The organism is Sinorhizobium sp. KGO-5, from assembly GCF_036245905.1.
Lineage (GTDB): Bacteria > Pseudomonadota > Alphaproteobacteria > Rhizobiales > Rhizobiaceae > Sinorhizobium > Sinorhizobium meliloti_A.
Window position 1 is genome coordinate 575,063 of sequence record NZ_BDIZ01000003.1, and the last position, 16,998, is coordinate 592,060.

The following is a 16,998-nucleotide window of genomic DNA, read 5'->3' on the forward strand; positions in this document are numbered from 1 at the left end:
AAAGGGAAGCGCCAAATGGCGGAGATGCGGGCTTGTGAGCCTCAGATCAGTAGCGGCTGAAGCCAGATGCGCGTCGCATCGAAGGCACGATAGCCGTTCCGCCACAGAGGCGCACAAACACGAGATTGGAATTCATCTTACGCCTCCTCTGATTTGAATTGCGGATGAGGTGATCCTCGCACGAGACAGGCCGATCGGCAAGCACTCAATTTCGAATTGCAATCGGCGCTTCATCCCTGTTGCGGGAATACAACAGTCTTCCCATGAGAAGGCGCATCCGTGCGGCAAGGCACGTCGTTCAACTGCATCTATTATTGCTTGGCGAGACTCATGTTACGCTAACGGCGCATCTCCGGTTGAACGCATGGCGGCCGCTTATCTACTCGCCGTCGTGCAGTCGATCGAAGATGATCGTCAGCAGCGGAGAAAACACCATGAACCGCAACGTTATCATTGGCATTATCGTGCTCGCGATTATCATTCTCGCGGTCATATTCTTCATGCCAGGGACGGCTGAAACGCCCCCGGCGACCGAAACGACTCCCCCGGCGACGACGGAGCCCGCGCCCACAGAACCGGCACCGGCACCGACGACACCTGCACCTTCTCAATAAAGCCGGCCGATCGCACGCCCCGTTTAAGGACGGGGCGTGCGATCGGATTCTTACTCGATCTCCTCGACCGGCTGCACCAGCTGCGGCCCGAGATGCAGGTAGCGCGTGGCCTTGCGCTTGGCGGCAATATCCGCCCAGACGCGCTCGACCTGAGCCGCGTCTAGATTTGCCGCGCGTCCGACCTCGTCGGCGCTGAGCCCGTTGTTGAGGCCGAAGAGGCACAGATCCATTCGGTCATAAGGCAGCGAGAAATAGAACTCTTCCTGCGTCTGCTCGAGCGAATAGGTGTCGGTGGTCGGCGGCCGGCGCCGGATTTCCTCGGGAACGCCGAGATAACCGGCAAGCGCATAGACCTGCGACTTGTAAAGATGGGCGATCGGCTTGACGTCCGCCGCGCCATCGCCGTTCTTGACGAAGAAGCCCTGATCGTATTCCAGCCTGTTCGGCGTGCCGAGCACGGCAAAGTTCAGCCGGTCGGCATGGTAGTATTCGATCTGCTTGCGGGTGCGCTGCTTCATGTTCGTCGCGGCGACGATGCCGAGATAGACGGAAGGCGGCATGCGCAGCTTCGTCTGCTTCCCCTCGGGGTCCTGCACCACGAGCGAGGAAATGTTGTAGCCGTCGCCTTCGAGCGCATTGGCGATGACGATCTTCGACGCCCAGCCCGGCCCGTAATCGGGGACGAGTTCGCGAATGAAGGCGTCACGCCGCTGATAGCAGCCCATGGCGTCGAGCGTCGGTCCGATGTCCTCGACCACCGCCTCTACACCGAACGTCTCGGCGACCAGCCGTCCGAGGTGCAGGCTTTCCGGATCGGAATCGTTTTCCGGCATGAAGAGGCAGAAGACGTTCTTCGCACCGACGGCGCGCACGGCCAGCGCGACCGAGACGCTCGAATCGATGCCGCCGGAAAGGCCGAGGACGAGGCCGCGTTTGCGCAGGCTGCGCAGCTGGGCCCGCAATCCGGCGATTATACGCTCGGCTTCCGCAGCTTCGTCGATTTTCAACGTGTCGGCCGAGAAGACGAGCCTGTTCTGGTCCGGTCGGATATTCATTCTGCGGGCTCCAATGTTTCGGCCGCAAGGCGGCGACTGACTTTTCCTGTATCCGTCTTCGGCAATTCGGTGCGGAATTCGACGATCTTCGGCACCATGAAATCCTCGAGATGGCGGCTGCAATGACGGATGATTTCCTTCTCCGTCAGCGTCGGGTCCGACAACACGACGAGAGCGCCGATCGCGGCCCCAAGCACCGGATCGGGAACACCGATGACCACGGCCTCGGCAATTCCGGGATGCGCATGCAGCACGGTCTCGACCTCCTTGGGCGCCACCTTTTCGCCGCGCGTCTTGATGATGTCGTCCTTGCGGCCGACGAAATAGAGGAAACCCTCCTCGTCGGTACGGAACAGGTCACCGGTGTGAAGCACCTTTTCCCATGGATTGGGGCCGGGGCGGAGCATGCGCTCGGTCGCGGCGTCATTGCGCCAGTAGCCCTGCATCACATGCGGGCCGCGAATGACCAGTTCGCCGGCTACACCGGGCGGTACCCGGTTCCCCTCGTCATCGACCACGAAGGCTTCGGTGTTCGGTATCGCGATCCCGACGGAACCCGGCCGCCGGTCGAGCTCTTCCGGCGGCAAATAGGTGCAGCGCTTGCATTCCGTCAGTCCGTACATGGAATAGAGCCGGGCGCCCGGGAAAAGCTCTCTCAGGCGGGCGATATGCGCCGGCGGCAGTGCTGCCGCGGTATTGGAGAGAAAACGAAGGCTCGGGAGAAAGCCGGGTTCGAGGTCACGCATCTGCAGGATCATTGCCGCCATGGTCGGCACCAGCGGGAAGCCGGTAACCCCTTCGGTCCGGATACGGTCGAAGATCGCCTGCGGGAAGGCGAATGACTTTTCGAGTACGAGCGTCGCGCCGAGCCGGATCGCCATCAGCAGCTGATAGAGCCCGTAGTCGAAGGCGAGCGGCAGCACGTTCAGGATGATGTCGTCAGGCGTGTTCTGGAGATAGGAGGTGATCGACTCCGAAGCCGCATCGATATTGCGATGCGTCATCATCACGCCCTTGGGACGGCCCGTCGAGCCCGAGGTATAGATCAGCATGCCGAGATCGACGTCGATGCCGCCGTGGCGGATGGGCCTGGGCGCAACCGTCAGGCATTCCTCGAAGGAAGCGGCACCGTCCGGGATGCGGCCCCCCGGACCCGCGGTCGAGGCGACGAATGGCGCATGGCCCCGGGCAAGCGCCAGCGCCTCGGCAACGACCGGCACCAGCTTGGCCTGCGTCAGGATAGCCGCCGCTTCGCAATCGGCGACGATATAGGCAAGCTTGTCCGCCTTGGTCGAAGCATTGATCGGGCTGAAGGTCGCACCGGTCTTGAGGATCGCGAAGATCGCGACGGCCGCCTCCCAGCAATTGTCCATGAAGACGAGAACCCGGTCGTTCCGCTTCACGCCGCTTTCGGCAAGAGCGGCGGCGAGGCGGCTCGAAAGATCGTCGAGTTCGGCATAGCCCAGCCGCCGGCGATCGGTGACCAGCGCCGTCTTTGCCCCGTTTGCCGCGGCGTTCCTGATGAGGAATTGCTCGAACCGCATGATGGTGATGCCCCCGCCCTTCGCCGCTTACGCCGAGACCGGCACGGCGGCTTTCGCTTCGATGAACGCCGAAATCCGCGCGAGCGAGTCGAGATTTTGCGGGACGATGTCGGCATCGGCCATCACGATCCCGAAATGGTCTTCGATGAAGGCCACCAGTTCCAGAACGCCGGTCGAATCGATGATGTCGTTCTCGATCAGCGAAGCGTCGTCGGCGAGTTCGTATGCGCTGTCGCCGAAGAGAAAGTTCTCGATGACGAATGCCTTGACCTTGTCCTTAATCGCTTGGGCCATTCCACTATCCTTTTCTCCAAGGGTTTTTACGCGGCCTCAGCCTTGCGATGGCTGGTGCCGGTGAATGTCTGCAGCCAGAGTTGCGTCGAGAGGACGCCGACGAAGGCCGCATTGTCGCGGAAACCGGAGGCCGGGCGCGACTGGCATTTCTGGTAGAGTTTCGTTACCGCTTTGGCGTTGAAGAGCCCACCGGCGGCGACCGCGTCCTCGCTCATGGCCGACCGCACGTAATCGAGTTCGCCCGTGCCGCTGAAGGAGTGGCTGTCCGGAGCGCGATAGGGCTGCTTCGTCCGCCGGCCGATCGCCGGCGGCAGCAGATCTTTCGTCGCTTCGCGCAGGATATGCTTCTCGACGAGCCCTCTGAGTTTCATGTCCGGCGGCAGCTTTGCGGCGAATTCGACGAGGCGGTGGTCGAGGAACGGGAAACGGCCCTCGATCCCATGTGCCATCGCCATGCGGTCGCCCTGGCTCGAGAGAATATATCCGGGCAGCAGGAAGCGACTTTCGAGATATTGGGCCTGATGCAGCGGATGCCAGCGGCCGAAGGCGGCGGGGAGCCGACTGACCAATTCTTCCGCCGCATCATAACCCTTGAGTTCGGCGCGCAGGTCCGAGGAGAAGAACATCTTGGTTGCCGCCGTGCCCTTGAGGCGTGGCCGATGCGAAAAGAGCGGGTCGTCGAGGGCCACGTCGCCGGCGCCGAAAAAGGCGGCGAGATACTCGGCCGATTGCTGCTGCAAACCGGGCAGATAGGGGTAGAGCTTGCGGAAGAGGTGCGGCCTGATGCGCGAGCCGGGTTGCCGGCCGCAGAAACGGCGGACGCGCGCTTCCTTGAAGATATCGTAACCGGCGAACACCTCGTCGGCGCCCTCGCCCGTCAGCACCACTTTCAGACCCGCCTCGCGCACCAGGCCGGACAATTTGTAGAGCGGTGCGGGCGCAGTGCGGATGATTGGCTTCTCCGTAAAGCGGATGACATCGGGAAAGTCCCTGGCGATGTCGCCGGCGCGGCATGCGACAGCCCTGTGCTCGGTTCCGAGTGCCGCTGCCATCTCCTCCTGGAAGGCGCTTTCGTCATGTTCCGCGCTGTCGAAGGTGACGGAGAAGGTGCGCAAGCCTTGGGACGTCATCCCGGCCGCCAACGCCGAGATTATGGACGAATCGAGACCGCCGGAAAGATAGGCGCCGACGGGCACATCGGCCCGCATGCGGATCCGCGTCGCGTCCGTCAGGAGCGCGCGCAGTTCCTCCGCGGCGCGGCTTTCCTCCGCGTAGGCTGAGCGCTCGTCCCGGTCCGGATAATCGAGCTGCCAATAGGGCCGTGTCGTGATGCCGTTCTGATCGGCGATCATCAGATGCCCGGGCTCGAGCTCGTGGATGTCACGGAAGGGTGTGCGCGGCGCGATCGGCGCCCACAGCGTGAATATCTGGTCGAGCGCGATCGGGTCGATCTCCGCGGAGACCCCCGGAACTTCGAGGAGCGCCTTGACCTCGGATGCGAAATAGAGCGTGCCGCCTTTCAACGTGTGGAAGAGTGGACGCACACCCATGCGGTCGCGCGCGAGCACCATCCGGCGTAGGCGTGCGTCCCAGATCGCAAAGGCGAAGTCGCCGTTGAGGAGGGAAAGACAGTCCGCGCCCATCTCTTCGTAAAGATGGAGGATCACCTCCGTATCGCTGGAGGTGCGGAAACGGCGGCCCCTGGCGCGCAGGTCGTCGCGCAACTCCACATAGTTGAAGATTTCGCCGTTGAAGGCGATCGTCAGCTCGCCGCTCGGGTCTGACATCGGCTGCTGGCCGTCCCCAAGCCCCACAATCGACAGCCGGACATGACCGAGGCCCGCACCCGGCACGGTGAAGATCCCACGCTCGTCCGGCCCGCGGTGGCCGATCGCGGCCGTCATCCTCTCGAGAAGGGGCTTACCGTCCCGTATTGAACCAAGATACCCGCCGAGTCCGCACATGCCTATTCGCTCTCACGCCCGCAATGACACCCTAAATATAGACTGAATACCGGCGAGAATAGTTAATCAGCGGGGCTTTTTTCAATAATGGTAAATTGTCTTCTTGGCCTCGATAATAATCACTGCATCCTTGCCCGCATAATATTCACATTTACTTTGATACATTTTTATGCTTATTTTACTAAAATGGGATGCATCAACAAATCATCCAATCTTAACGGATGGATAACGGGACCGCGCGCCGCCCAGGTTCTGTCACATTGCAGGCCTCAAGGCGTGGAACCGCGCAGTTTCCATTTTGTTAAGAAAAAGCGTCCAATCTTAACGTTTGAGCTGCACATCTCGGAGCACATGATGAGCTACGATTGGACCGGCGAGCGGACACGTCGGATGAAGATGATGAGATATGCGATCGCCATTGCCCTCGCCCTTGGGCTTATCGCCGGCGCGGCATCCTGGACGTTGCAGACCATCTAGGCCTGAGCGAGCGCCACTGCATGTTTCTATTGATCGTAGCCGATCAAAGGACAAAAACATGCAATACCTCAAAGTGCTACAGCGACTTTTCGGCAATCTCTCCTCCGTTCTCATCCCTTTGCTCGTCACAGGTATGAGAACAGCGCCGCGTCTGCGGCGCGGGAAGAGTTGTTTCAGCCCAAGGACTTGGGCTGGCTGGATTCCTGTGACAAGCACAGGAATGAGGGACCGGGATGGGCGAAGCGACGCGGGACGCTGCACACGGGCGGGACCGGCGACCTTCCGCGCCGCCCCACTATCTTCACGGTTTATGAAACGCGCCGAGGACCGCACCCTCTCCGCCCTCATCTCTGTGCTTGTCACAGAGATCCAGCAGCGCCGCGTCTGCGGCGCGGGAAGAGCTCTTTCAGCCCAAACTTGATCGCCTCATCCCTGTGACAAGCACAGGAATGAGGCGATCAAACAAACCGCGGCGGGTGGACCGAATCTCAACAGGACTTAGGCCGTCGCGCATTCGGCTTGCCCGGCAGGCAAAGGCGCCCGACACATCTTTTCTAACTCGAATTGAGTAAGCGCTAAACCTTGACGCGAGCGCGCCCCGGGAGTGAAATCCGGGTTGAGGCGTATGCCTTGAGGCCGCCCGCCGAATGCTATTGAGGAGGCGGCCTCACCAGTTTCGAGGGGACGATAGGTGGACCCCGCCGCATAACCGATCAGCAGCAGCGCGGGTTCACCTATCGGGTCAGGCCAGTTCGAGGCATACCAGGACGCTATATTTTCACGATTTGCATAATGGCGCGGGAACAAAGCAGTTCCTTGCGTGTTCTTCGACGCAGCCGCGTGGAGGGTCGAATGCAGAGAAAATTCATGCCGACGGACGTATTCCTGCGCCTTGAGAAGGAATGGCAGCACATGCGCCATGCAAAGCACAATCTCGAGATCGAGGCCGTTCCTGCGAACGACCAGCGCATCGACGGTATCAATGAACTGGAGCACTCCGCGATTCCGCGGAACGCCCATAGGAGCTAGTCCGCTTCGTCCCCCCAGATTACCAATCATCGCGTTCTACTATCGACGATCCGGAATTCCGCCATATCGGGCAGCACCACCGCGCCCGCCGAAACATCCAGCAGTCCGCCGGGCAGTGTCACGGTGATCGAATTCAGGCTCGGCGGCCAGAATTCACCGTGCTCGGGGCCGGTCCTCTCGATCCTTTCCCGGTCTTTAACTGCACCGCGCTCACGACTTCGTGGCTGCAGAGTAGCGCCGCAGGGGTTATTATCCCGCCCCATGAGCCACAGGCTCGAGAGTTTCGGGCCGAAGGGAGCGAGCGATGACCTTCACGCGGCGCGCAGTCGTCCAGGGGCTGGGCATAGGTATGTCGCTGCCGCTCATGCCGCGGGCGCGGGGCCAGGCTGCCGACCTCAGGACGCGCGTCATACCGAAGAGCGAAGAAGCGCTGCCGCTGGTCGGCCTCGGCACCTGGATCACTTTCAACGTCGGAGACGACCCCGTCCTGATGGACGAATGTGCCGCCGTGATCGCTGCCTTCTTCGAAGGCGGCGGTCGCATGATCGATTCCTCGCCGATGTACGGATCCTCCCAGCCGACCATCGGCTACGGCCTCCGTAAGCTCGGACATCCGAAGCGGCTCTTCTCGGCGGAAAAGGTCTGGATATCGGATCCCGGCGACGGCGCGGCCCAGATCGAGGCATCGAAGGAATACTGGGGCGTCGAGAAATTCGATCTCATGCAGGTTCACAATCTCGTCTCCTGGGAAGAGCACCTGCCCGCGCTCTTCGACATGAAGGCGGCAGGCCGGCTGCGCTATGTCGGCATCACCACCTCGGAAGGGCGCAGGCACCGCGAGATCGAGCAGGTCATGGCGACCCGGCCGATCGATTTCGTCCAGGTCACCTACAATATCCTCGACCGCGAGGCGGAGGAGCGCATCTTGCCGCTGGCGCAGGAGAAGGGCATTGCCGTGATCGTCAACCGGCCGTTCCGACAGGGCGATCTGATCCGACAGGTCGAAGACGAACCGTTGCCGGCTTGGCTTGCCGAGACCGGCGCCCGCAGCTGGGCGCAGTTTCTCCTCAAGTTCATCATTTCGCATCCGGCGGTCACCTGCGCAATCCCCGCGACTACGCGCGTCGACCATGTACGGGAGAACCTGGAGGCTGCGAGAGGCATCCTGCCCGACGAGAAGTTGCGCCGCCGCATGGCCGCCTATGTGGAGGCGCTGTGAAGCACGATCCTGTCGCGCATGATACGGATTTGACGTGATGTCGGACTGGGGGACCTACACGCTCGCGGATTTCCTGATGTTTTCGCCGCGCGTCTATTTCCGCCTTGTCGAACGCTACAATCAGGGACTCTGGCCGCTTCAGCCGGTCTTCGTCGCGGGCGCGCTTGCCATCCTTTTCGCCACTGCGACGGACGGACGGCGCGCCCGCGCCGCGGCCATGGCGACGCTCGCCCTGGCCTGGCTCTTCTGCGCGTGGCAATTTCTCTGGCTGCGTTACTCCACCATAAACTGGGCAATGTCCTATGCGACGGCGGCCTTCATGCTGCAGGCCGGTCTGCTGCTTCTCGCGGTCCGGTGGACGCAAGGCGGCGTATTGCCCGCGAACAGCCTGCGCCGCCGTGGCGGCATCGGCCTGATGGTCTTCGGCTCGCTCGGCTATCCTTTCGGCCCGCTGCTTGCCGGCCGCGCGCCCGCCTCGGCCGAAACCTTCGGGGCAATGCCGGACCCGACCGTTGCCGTGACCCTCGGCGCCCTTCTGGCGCTCATGCCGCAGAAGCTGTGGCTCCTTCTGCCCATTCCGGTCCTCTGGTGCGTCTTCAGCGCACTCACCCTTCTGGCGTTGGAGGATCCAGGCGCCTGGGTGCCATTCGCGGTGATCGTCGCGACATTTGTCCTCCTCGTCGTCAGACGTTGACGGGAGCTCACTCCTTCACCGCTCCCGTCATCGACGAGACGTAATAATCGACGAAGAAGGAGTAGAGAATGACCACGGGCAGCGAACCGAAGAGTGCGCCCGCCATCAGTGCGCCCCATTCGAAGACGTCGCCGCGCACCAGTTCCGTCAGCACGCCGACCGGTACTGTCTTGTTTTCCGAAGACTGGATGAATGTCAGCGCGTAGATGAACTCGTTCCACGAGAGGGTGAAGGCGAAGATGCCGGCCGATATCAGGCCGGGCACGGCGAGCGGCAGGATGATCTTGACCAGAATCTGCCAGCGCGTGGCTCCGTCCACCAGCGCGCTTTCTTCCAGTTCGAAGGGGATCGAGCGGAAATAGCCCATCAGGAGCCATGTGCAGAACGGTATGAGGAACGTCGGATAGGTGAAGATCAGCGCCAACTTGGAATCGTAGATGCCGAATTTGAAGACGATGAAGGCGAGCGGAATGAACAGGATCGACGGCGGCACCAGATAGGCGAGGAAGATCAGCAGCCCGACGGGCCGCGCGCCGGTGAAGCGCACCCGCTCGATCGCATAGGCCGCGAAAACCGATGCAGCCAGCGACAGGATGGTCGAGCCTACGGCCACCAGCATCGTGTTCCAGAGCCAGCCCGGATAGGAGGTCTCGAAGAGCAGATACTTGATGTGGTCGAGCGTCGGACGGACCACCCAGAAAGGGCTGTAATTGTTGTAGTCGGTCAGCTGCGCGTTCGGCTTCACCGCCGTGATCGCCATCCAGTAGAAGGGGAAGAGCAATACGAAGACGAAGACCGCCATCGGCAGGTAAAGCACGACGATCCGCCGCGGCAGGCGGTTCAGGTAGCTCATGCCCTCGGCCGTGTCGGTGAGGACCTCGTCGTCGGTTCGTGTGGTCGTGTTCATTTTGTCCTCCCGCTCAATCCTGGCCGCCCTGCTGCCATTTGCGGCGTTGCAGACCGAAGAAGCTGAACATGATGGCGGCAAGCAGGAAGGGGATCATGGCGACGGCGATCGCCGCCCCCTCCCCGAGCTGCCCGCCCGGAATGCCGCGCTGGAACGAAAGCGTCGCCATCAAGTGGGTTGCATTGACTGGCCCGCCCTTGGTCAGCACGTAGATCAGCTGGAAATCGGTGAAGGTGAAGAGCACCGAGAAGGTCATGACGACCGCGATGATCGGGGTCAGCATCGGCAGGGTTACATAGCGGAAACGCTGCCAGCTGGTGGCGCCGTCGAGCGAGGCTGCCTCCTGCAGCGAAGCCGGGATCGTCTGCAGGCCGGCCAGAAGCGAGATCGCCACGAAGGGAATGCCGCGCCAGACATTGGCGGCGATGACGGAAGCGCGCGCGTTGTTCGGGTCGCCCAGGAAGTTGATCGGCCCGTCGATGATGCCGAGCTGCATCAGCGACCAGGAGATGATGGAAAACTGCGAATCGTAGATCCACCAGAAGGCGAGCGCCGAAAGCACCGTCGGCACGACCCAGGGCAGGAGCACGATCGCGCGGAAGAAGGATTTGAAAGGCAGGTTTTCGTTCAGCAGCAGCGCCAGCCAGAGCCCGAGCACGAATTTCAGGATCGACGCCACGAAGGTGTAGAGCAGCGTGTTGTAGACCGAGAGCCAGAAGACCGAATCCCGGGCCAGGAACTCGTAATTCTCGATCCCGATGAAGACGCCGTCGCGGCCTATGCGTGTGTCGGTGAAGCCGAGCCAGACGCCCAGCCCGAGCGGATAGGTCAGAAAGCAGATCAGAAAGACGGCTGCCGGCAGCATGAACAGGAAGCCAAGCACATTGTTGTTCTGCATTAGCGAAGCCGTGGTGGATGGCTTTCCGGACGGCGTTATGGAGGACATCGGGCTTCTCCGGCTGGAGGAACGGATCTCGAGGCATTTGCCGGCAGCGTTTGCTGCCGGCTTGAGGCGGCCCGTGGGCCGCGTCAGACGCGATAATAGCGGTTCGCCCGCCGTTCGGCCTCGATGATGGCGTCTTCCGGCGTTGCCTGGCCGGTGACCGCACTGGCGAACATGTCGACCAGGACGTAGTCGGCCATTACGCCTGCCGAGGCATAGCCGAGCGGTCCGGCGTAGCCGTTCGGCCGCAGCGTCTCCGAGGCGCGCGCATAGGGCGCGTGAATCGGGTCCGAGGTCCAGACCGGGTTGTCGGCAAAGGCCTTCAGCGGCTGGCAGCAATAGGCGCTCGATCCCTCGATCCAGGCGTTCATCTGGTCGGCTTCCATCATGAACTTGAGATAGGCCTTGGCGGCCTCGGGATACTTGCTGTGCTTGAAGAGCAGGATCGAGCTCGTCTGGTGGAGTTCGACGCTCTGGCCGACCGGACCGACCGGGAAGTTGGTCGTGCGGATGTCGGCCGCAAGCTCCGCAAGGGCCGCGTCCTTCTTGGCCGCATAGTAGAGCGAGACGCCGTTTGCCGTCAGCGATACCTGGCCCGCAAGGAAGGCGCGGTTGTTGTTGATGTCGAGCCAGCTTTCGGTGCCCGGGATGAAGGTCTCGTATAGCGACTTTGCGTAGTTGACCGCTGCGAGCGTCTCCGGGCTGTTGATCGTGACCTTGCCGCTCTCGTCGACCATCTTGCCGCCATGGCTCCACAGCAGCCAATGGGCGTAGTTGTTGCCGTCGCCGACCGCTTTGCCGTGGGGGAAACCGGCCGGGGTTCCCTTGGCCTTGAGGGCCTTGCAGAGTTCGAGAAAGCCGGCAGTATCCTTCGGGAACTCACTGAAGCCGGCCGCCTTCATGTGGCTCTCGCGGTAGCAGACGGCGTTGCCGATCGCGGCCAGCGGCATGGCGATGAACTGGCCGTCGCGGCTCGCATACCCCTTCAGGCCGTCGTACCATCCTCCATATTTGTTGCCGAGATAGTCGGCGAGCTCCGTCAGGTCGACGAGCTTGTCGGGATATTGATGTGCGTCGTCGAACCAGCACATCACCATATCCGGACCGGAGCCGACATTGGCGGCAACCGCCGCCTTCGGCCGGATGTCCTCCCAGCTTTCCTTGTCGATGCGGACTTCGACGCCCGTGGCTTCGGTGAACTTCTTGGTGTTGGCGATCCAGGCGTCTTCATCGCCCTTGACGAAGGGCGTCCATCTGAGAAGCCTGAGGCTTGCCCCCTCCTCCGGCTTGTAGCTCGGCTCGGCCTGCGCGAAGGACGGGCGGATGCCCAGACCCGCAACGCCGGCGAGTGCGGCGGAGGTTGCGAGAAAATCACGTCTCTTTATCGGCATGCTACTCCTCCTCAAAATGCGGGAGCGTCTTCCTCCGGCATTCACCGTCCCGCTTGGCGAATGCGGCTTGAGCGATGCCGGCGATTGCCTGGCATCTTTATGGCCCACGAAGGCTCCTCCCTTCGTCAGCGACGTCAGCCGACCAGCCGCCGTCCCGTTCCGGCGTCGAACAAGTGCACATGCGCGGCATCGATCGCGAGATGGATCGTTTCGCCGGGCTTGGCATTCACCCTCTCGCGGAAAACACAGGTCACATCGTGCCCGCCGAGCCTTGCGATCAGCTGCGTCTCATAGCCGGTCGGCTCGATCACCGCGATTTCTGCCGGCAGCCCGTTCGGGTCGAGCGCCATGTATTCGGGCCTGAGACCGTAGACGAGATCGCGCCCTTGGGCCGCTGCCGCCGGCTGCGCCACGGGCAGAGCCGTTCCGTCGGCGGTGAGGAAGGCATTCGGATTGTCCGGATCGAGGCGGCCCTTGAGCATGTTCATCGCGGGCGAGCCGATGAAACCGGCCACGAAGAGATTGGCGGGGTTGTCGTAGAGCTCGAGCGGTGCGCCGATCTGCTCGATGATGCCGTCATGCATGACGACGATCTTGTCGGCCATGGTCATCGCCTCGATCTGGTCGTGCGTCACGTAGACGGTCGTGGTTTTCAGCCGCTGATGCAATTCCTTGATCTCGGCGCGCATGGCGACGCGCAGCTTCGCGTCGAGGTTGGAAAGCGGTTCGTCGAAAAGAAATACCTGCGGGTCGCGCACGATCGCCCGCCCCATGGCCACGCGCTGTCGCTGACCGCCGGAAAGCTGACGCGGATAACGGTCCAGCAGCTTCGAAAGGCCGAGGATTTCGGCCGCCACGCCGACGCGCTTGTCGATTTCGGATTTGGGTCTGCTTGCCAGCATCAGGGAGAAGGCCATGTTGTCGGCGACAGTCATATGCGGATAGAGCGCGTAGTTCTGGAACACCATGGCGATGTCGCGGTCCTTCGGCGGCAATCGGTTGACCACCTGATTGCCGATGCGAATTTCGCCCGCGGTGATGTTTTCGAGACCCGCCAGCATCCGCAGCAAGGTGGATTTGCCGCAACCGGAAGGGCCGACGAGAATGACGAACTCGCCATCCTCGATCTCGATGTTCACGCCCTTGATGACAGGGAAAGCACCGAAGGACTTACGAACATCGACAAAATCCACGCCTGCCATTTGCGTTCCTCCCAGAACTGATCTTTACCCTTGCGGCCGCCAAATTCATCGTTTGCGCGATCGCGCCAGGCTGAAAACCTCTTTATCCGCGGCCGACCAGCGGCATCCTGGTCGCCATCACGGTCATCGTTAGAACATTGGCCGAGAGCGGCAGGCTCGCCATGTAGACGACCGCCTCGGCGATGTGCTCGATCGGTATCGTCGGCTCCGCCGCAACCTCGCCATTGGCCTGCAGCACGCCGGTGCTCATCCGCGCCGTCATGTCGGTCGCAGCATTGCCTATGTCGATCTGACCGCAGGCGATGTCGTGCATCCGGCCATCGAGCGCCGTCGATTTCGTGAGGCCGGTAATGGCGTGCTTGGTCGCGGTATAGGGCGCCGAATTGGGCCGCGGCGTCTGCGCGGAAATCGAGCCGTTGTTGATGATCCGGCCGCCCCGCGGCGTTTGCGCCTTCATCAGCCGGAAGGCATGTTGCGTACACAAAAAGGCGCCCGTCAGGTTCGCCGCGACGATACCGTTCCACTGTTCGAAGGTCACATCTTCGAGGGGCACGGGCGGCACGTTCGAGCCGGCATTGTTGACGAGGAGGTCCAGCCGGCCGAATTCCGCCCGGACGGCGGCGAAGAGAGCCGCGACCTGATCCGGATCGCCGACGTCGCAGACGACCGCGCGGACGATATTGCCGGTCCGCCCGCTTATTTCGCCGGCCGCAGCCTCGAGTACATCCGGACGGCGGCCGGTGATGACGACGCTGTAGCCTTCCTCACTCAAGGCCTGGGCTATGCCCCGGCCGACACCGGTCCCGCCGCCCGTGACCAGCGCGATCCTGCCCTCGCCCGATCCCTTCGCCTGGGCCATCTCAGATCCTTCCTCCGAGTTCGTCTTCGATATGGATGCGGATGATCTCGTCGAAATTGCTTTCGGCCGTAAAGCCGAGTTCTCGTGCACGGCGAGCATCGAAGTCGGTCGCCCAGCCGGAGACGATCGTGCGGATCACCGGGTCCGGTTCGCGGCGGATGAGGCCCACGGCCTTCCGGCCGGCAATGCGGCCGAGCGCCTCGATCTCCTCGCCGACCAGCGCCGACAGGCCCGGCATGGTGAGGTTTCGCCGCGGTCCGATGATATCGGTATCCATTCGCGCCGCATGGATGAAGAAGCCCACGGCCGAGCGCGGGCTCGCGAACCAATGCCGGACATTCTCGTCCACCGGCAGGATAGCCTCCTGGCCGACGAGCGGCTCGCGCAGGATGTTGGAGAAGAAGCCGGATGCGGCCTTGTTCGGCTTTCCGGGCCGTATGCAGATGGTCGGCAGCCGAATGCCGATACCGTCGAAGAAGCCGCGGCGGGTATAATCGGCGAGCAGCAGCTCGCAGATCGCCTTTTGCGTCCCGTAACTGGTGAGCGGCGTCGTGAAGAACTCGTCGCCGATCTTTTCCGGGAACGGCTGGCCGAAGACGGCGATAGAGGAGGCGAAGAGGACGCGCGGGAGGTAGCGCTCGCGCTGTCCCTCGCGGCGGATCGCCTCGAAGAGCGCACGCGTGCCGTCGAGATTGACCAGGTAGCCTTTGTCGAAGTCGGCCTCCGCCTCTCCCGAGACGATCGCCGCGAGGTGGAAGATCACGTCGGGCCGCGACGCGATCAGGCGCTCTGCGCTGCCCTCGGTGGACAGGTCGATGGCAAGCGTCGTCGCAAGCGACGAAAGCGCCGGAGGCACGGGCGGCTCAGCCACGTCAGCCAACGTCAGGCTGGCGATCTCGCGTCCCAGAGATCCGGGCTCCGCCGCCAGCCTTTCGACCAGCTTCCGGCCGATCATGCCGGCGGCACCTATGACCATTACATTCATTTTCGGCGAACCTCCTCCTGTTCAGCCACCCGGTCGGTCCTGCTCAGCTTGACTTTCTGTTCGTTCCGTCTGCCTCCTCGTCCGCCAGCAGAGCCTTCGTCGTCTCATAGATCCGGATCAGATGATGGTGAAAGGCGGCAACGACGGCCGCCCGGTCATGCCGCCTCAAGGCGGCGACGATGTCGCTGTGATCCTTGTAGCTCGCTTCGATTGCTCCCGGCCGTGACATGGCGCTGCGCCGGTAGTCCATCATATAGGTGTAAAGGTCGGTGACAAAATCGGAGAGCAGCGGATTGCCGCAGGCCCGGTAGATCGCCACGTGGAACTCGCGGTCGCAGATCAGAAAGCGCATCGCGTCGTCACCGCAGATCTTCTGCGCATCGAGAAGGCTGTCAAGCTTGCGCAGCGCCTCTTCGTCGATGTTTTCGGCCGCGTCGCCCACCACCTTCAACTCGATATGGAGCCTTGCGGCGTGAACGTCCTCGAGATCGTAGCTGTCGATCGCGTTCGGAGAAGCGATCGTCACTGTGACATGGCTGAGATCGACGTTCCCGACGCGGGTTCGGCTTCCTTGCGACACCTCGACCACACCGCGCGCCGCCAGCGTCTGGATTGCGCCGCGCACGGTCTCGCGGCTCACATGGAGCACGCTCGCAAGCTCGCGTTCGCCCGGCAGCACGTCGCCGGGCCTCAGCATGTTGGTCGCAACCAGCACCATAAGCTTGTCGGCGATGAGGTCGCGCGCGGTACGGCGCTCGAGGCTCTTCCCGACTTTCGGCATATGCGTGAGGATTGGACTTCCGTTCACCGCGGCCTCCCAACTGATCCACTGGTTGGTCCAGCAGATCAGTATGACGAATAGAGGGCTTATCGGAAGGTGCGGTCAAGACAGGTTCGTTGCGGCAGCGCACCAATAATGCACGGCTCGTTGTGCGGTGCCGTGGGACCGGACACGCTCGGCCTGCCCCTCATCCGCCTGCCGGCACCTTCTCCCCGCAAGCGGGGCGAAGGGACTAGCCGGCCAGCTTAGTGGCCCCAAGCATTTTTCAGGGCAGGTCCCCTCTCCCCGCCGGCGGGGAGAGGGCTAGGGTGAGGGGCAAAACGCGGGTCCAGGCCGGTTGAGAATAGATGCAAGAAGGCACTCTATCCGTGATCATGTCCCTCATGGTCGCCGAGCGACGGCAGGTCGAGGCTGAAGGTTTTGGCAAGATCGGCGACTTGCTGCGGGCTGAGATAGCGGGGATTGAGGTTGCGCAGCAGCAGGTAGAGCTTTGCGGTCTCTTCCAGTTCCTCCGTCGCAAAGACCGCGGCCTCCAGAGTGTCGCCGGCGACGACGGGACCGTGATTGGAAAGCAGCACGGAGGAATATTTTCCCGCAAGCCCGCGGATCGCATCGACGACTGCCGGGTCTCCGGGGCGGTAATAGGGTACGAGCGCAGTCTCCCCGGCCCGCATGAGGTAATAGGGCGTCATCGGCGGAAGGGCCGCTTGCGGATCGATCTCCGGCAGCATCGTCAGCGCGACCGCGTGGGTCGAATGGAGATGCACGATGGCACGGGCGCTGCCGCGCGTCTCGTAGAGGGCGGAATGAAGCGGGATCTCCTTGGTCGGCTTGTCGCCCGAGACAAGCCGGCCGCCGGCATCGAGGCGCGAAATACGCGCTGGGTCGAGGAAGCCGAGCGAGGCATTGGTGGGCGTCACCAGCCAGCCGCCGTCATCGAGTCTCATCGATATGTTTCCGGAAGAGCCGGGGGTCAGGCCCCGCTCGAAGAGAGACCGGCCGTAGCGGCAGATTTCCTCGCGAAGACGCGTTTCGGACAT

At 62.5% G+C, this 16,998-nt stretch carries 17 protein-coding genes and 1 pseudogene; 5 read left to right on the forward strand and 13 right to left on the reverse strand.

The features are described from left to right. The first annotated feature begins 434 nt into the window (after positions 1–434). Positions 435–614 carry a hypothetical protein gene (locus tag BHD07_RS16760; protein ID WP_014527798.1) on the forward strand — a complete coding sequence of 60 codons (180 nt, stop codon included), beginning with the start codon at positions 435–437 and terminating at the stop codon, positions 612–614. A 50-nt stretch (positions 615–664) separates the two neighbouring features. Here the strand turns inward: BHD07_RS16760 and nadE are convergent, their stop codons facing one another. The 4 genes from nadE to asnB are packed head-to-tail and all read right to left on the reverse strand — an operon-like array spanning position 665 to position 5,471. After that, complete coding sequence (gene nadE, locus BHD07_RS16765) at positions 665–1,669, reverse strand: NAD(+) synthase (protein WP_338281781.1); 1,005 nt, start codon at positions 1,667–1,669, stop codon at positions 665–667. Further along, on the reverse strand, positions 1,666–3,213 hold the full coding sequence (locus tag BHD07_RS16770; RefSeq protein ID WP_338281784.1) for a class I adenylate-forming enzyme family protein: 1,548 nt from the start codon (positions 3,211–3,213) through the stop codon (positions 1,666–1,668). The genes nadE and BHD07_RS16770 overlap by 4 nt, the downstream gene beginning before the upstream one ends. 27 nt (positions 3,214–3,240) lie before the next feature. Continuing rightward, the gene (locus tag BHD07_RS16775) at positions 3,241–3,507 is read right to left on the reverse strand and encodes an acyl carrier protein (protein WP_338281786.1); all 267 of its coding nucleotides are present in this window, start codon (positions 3,505–3,507) and stop codon (positions 3,241–3,243) included. Between the two features lie 26 nt (positions 3,508–3,533). Next, positions 3,534–5,471, reverse strand: a complete 1,938-nt coding sequence (gene asnB, locus BHD07_RS16780; protein WP_338281788.1) for an asparagine synthase (glutamine-hydrolyzing) — start codon at positions 5,469–5,471, stop codon at positions 3,534–3,536. 354 nt (positions 5,472–5,825) lie between these two features. On the opposite strand from asnB, the gene BHD07_RS16785 reads away from it, so the two are divergent. Then, positions 5,826–5,948, forward strand: a complete 123-nt coding sequence (locus BHD07_RS16785; RefSeq protein WP_013850378.1) for a hypothetical protein — start codon at positions 5,826–5,828, stop codon at positions 5,946–5,948. 498 nt (positions 5,949–6,446) lie between these two features. Here BHD07_RS16785 and BHD07_RS16790 read toward each other — a convergent pair whose 3' ends face one another. Then, the gene (locus tag BHD07_RS16790) at positions 6,447–6,944 is read right to left on the reverse strand and encodes a hypothetical protein (protein WP_338282331.1); all 498 of its coding nucleotides are present in this window, start codon (positions 6,942–6,944) and stop codon (positions 6,447–6,449) included. Between the two features lie 72 nt (positions 6,945–7,016). On the opposite strand from BHD07_RS16790, the pseudogene BHD07_RS16795 reads away from it, so the two are divergent. The 3 genes and pseudogenes from BHD07_RS16795 to BHD07_RS16805 all read left to right on the forward strand — a co-directional run. Next, positions 7,017–7,165: pseudogene (locus tag BHD07_RS16795) on the forward strand (VOC family protein); the annotation flags it as partial. 116 nt (positions 7,166–7,281) lie between these two features. Further along, positions 7,282–8,196: an aldo/keto reductase gene (locus BHD07_RS16800; RefSeq protein ID WP_338281792.1), complete on the forward strand. Its 915-nt coding sequence runs from the start codon at positions 7,282–7,284 to the stop codon at positions 8,194–8,196. Positions 8,197–8,233: 37 nt separating this feature from the next. Then, positions 8,234–8,890: a DUF6064 family protein gene (locus BHD07_RS16805; protein ID WP_338281794.1), complete on the forward strand. Its 657-nt coding sequence runs from the start codon at positions 8,234–8,236 to the stop codon at positions 8,888–8,890. Positions 8,891–8,897: 7 nt separating this feature from the next. Here BHD07_RS16805 and BHD07_RS16810 read toward each other — a convergent pair whose 3' ends face one another. From BHD07_RS16810 to otnC, 8 genes are all read right to left on the reverse strand, one after another. Continuing rightward, positions 8,898–9,797: a carbohydrate ABC transporter permease gene (locus tag BHD07_RS16810; protein ID WP_003526374.1), complete on the reverse strand. Its 900-nt coding sequence runs from the start codon at positions 9,795–9,797 to the stop codon at positions 8,898–8,900. Between the two features lie 13 nt (positions 9,798–9,810). Then, positions 9,811–10,743, reverse strand: a complete 933-nt coding sequence (locus tag BHD07_RS16815) for a carbohydrate ABC transporter permease (protein WP_010976183.1) — start codon at positions 10,741–10,743, stop codon at positions 9,811–9,813. 83 nt (positions 10,744–10,826) lie between these two features. Continuing rightward, a complete protein-coding gene (locus BHD07_RS16820) occupies positions 10,827–12,131 on the reverse strand; it encodes an ABC transporter substrate-binding protein (protein ID WP_018096271.1) in 1,305 nt (434 codons plus the stop codon). Between the two features lie 134 nt (positions 12,132–12,265). Continuing rightward, on the reverse strand, positions 12,266–13,333 hold the full coding sequence (locus BHD07_RS16825; protein WP_338281802.1) for an ABC transporter ATP-binding protein: 1,068 nt from the start codon (positions 13,331–13,333) through the stop codon (positions 12,266–12,268). Between the two features lie 82 nt (positions 13,334–13,415). Beyond that, complete coding sequence (locus tag BHD07_RS16830) at positions 13,416–14,192, reverse strand: SDR family oxidoreductase (RefSeq protein ID WP_338281804.1); 777 nt, start codon at positions 14,190–14,192, stop codon at positions 13,416–13,418. A 1-nt stretch (position 14,193) separates the two neighbouring features. Then, on the reverse strand, positions 14,194–15,177 hold the full coding sequence (gene denD, locus BHD07_RS16835; RefSeq protein WP_338281806.1) for a D-erythronate dehydrogenase: 984 nt from the start codon (positions 15,175–15,177) through the stop codon (positions 14,194–14,196). Positions 15,178–15,220: 43 nt separating this feature from the next. Beyond that, positions 15,221–15,985 carry a FadR/GntR family transcriptional regulator gene (locus BHD07_RS16840; RefSeq protein WP_018096267.1) on the reverse strand — a complete coding sequence of 255 codons (765 nt, stop codon included), beginning with the start codon at positions 15,983–15,985 and terminating at the stop codon, positions 15,221–15,223. 335 nt (positions 15,986–16,320) lie between these two features. Beyond that, on the reverse strand, positions 16,321–16,998 hold the full coding sequence (gene otnC, locus BHD07_RS16845) for a 3-oxo-tetronate 4-phosphate decarboxylase (protein ID WP_338281808.1): 678 nt from the start codon (positions 16,996–16,998) through the stop codon (positions 16,321–16,323).

Coding starts and splice junctions, on each gene's coding strand:
- BHD07_RS16760 (WP_014527798.1), top strand. CDS start 435: ATGAACCGCAACGTTATCATTGGCATTATCGTGCTCGCGATTATCATT.
- asnB (WP_338281788.1), bottom strand. CDS start 5,471: ATGTGCGGACTCGGCGGGTATCTTGGTTCAATACGGGACGGTAAGCCC.
- BHD07_RS16820 (WP_018096271.1), bottom strand. CDS start 12,131: ATGCCGATAAAGAGACGTGATTTTCTCGCAACCTCCGCCGCACTCGCC.
- otnC (WP_338281808.1), bottom strand. CDS start 16,998: ATGTCCGAAACGCGTCTTCGCGAGGAAATCTGCCGCTACGGCCGGTCT.
- BHD07_RS16825 (WP_338281802.1), bottom strand. CDS start 13,333: ATGGCAGGCGTGGATTTTGTCGATGTTCGTAAGTCCTTCGGTGCTTTC.
- BHD07_RS16775 (WP_338281786.1), bottom strand. CDS start 3,507: ATGGCCCAAGCGATTAAGGACAAGGTCAAGGCATTCGTCATCGAGAAC.
- BHD07_RS16785 (WP_013850378.1), top strand. CDS start 5,826: ATGAGCTACGATTGGACCGGCGAGCGGACACGTCGGATGAAGATGATG.
- denD (WP_338281806.1), bottom strand. CDS start 15,177: ATGAATGTAATGGTCATAGGTGCCGCCGGCATGATCGGCCGGAAGCTG.
- BHD07_RS16800 (WP_338281792.1), top strand. CDS start 7,282: ATGACCTTCACGCGGCGCGCAGTCGTCCAGGGGCTGGGCATAGGTATG.
- BHD07_RS16815 (WP_010976183.1), bottom strand. CDS start 10,743: ATGTCCTCCATAACGCCGTCCGGAAAGCCATCCACCACGGCTTCGCTA.
- BHD07_RS16770 (WP_338281784.1), bottom strand. CDS start 3,213: ATGCGGTTCGAGCAATTCCTCATCAGGAACGCCGCGGCAAACGGGGCA.
- BHD07_RS16810 (WP_003526374.1), bottom strand. CDS start 9,797: ATGAACACGACCACACGAACCGACGACGAGGTCCTCACCGACACGGCC.
- BHD07_RS16805 (WP_338281794.1), top strand. CDS start 8,234: ATGTCGGACTGGGGGACCTACACGCTCGCGGATTTCCTGATGTTTTCG.
- nadE (WP_338281781.1), bottom strand. CDS start 1,669: ATGAATATCCGACCGGACCAGAACAGGCTCGTCTTCTCGGCCGACACG.
- BHD07_RS16830 (WP_338281804.1), bottom strand. CDS start 14,192: ATGGCCCAGGCGAAGGGATCGGGCGAGGGCAGGATCGCGCTGGTCACG.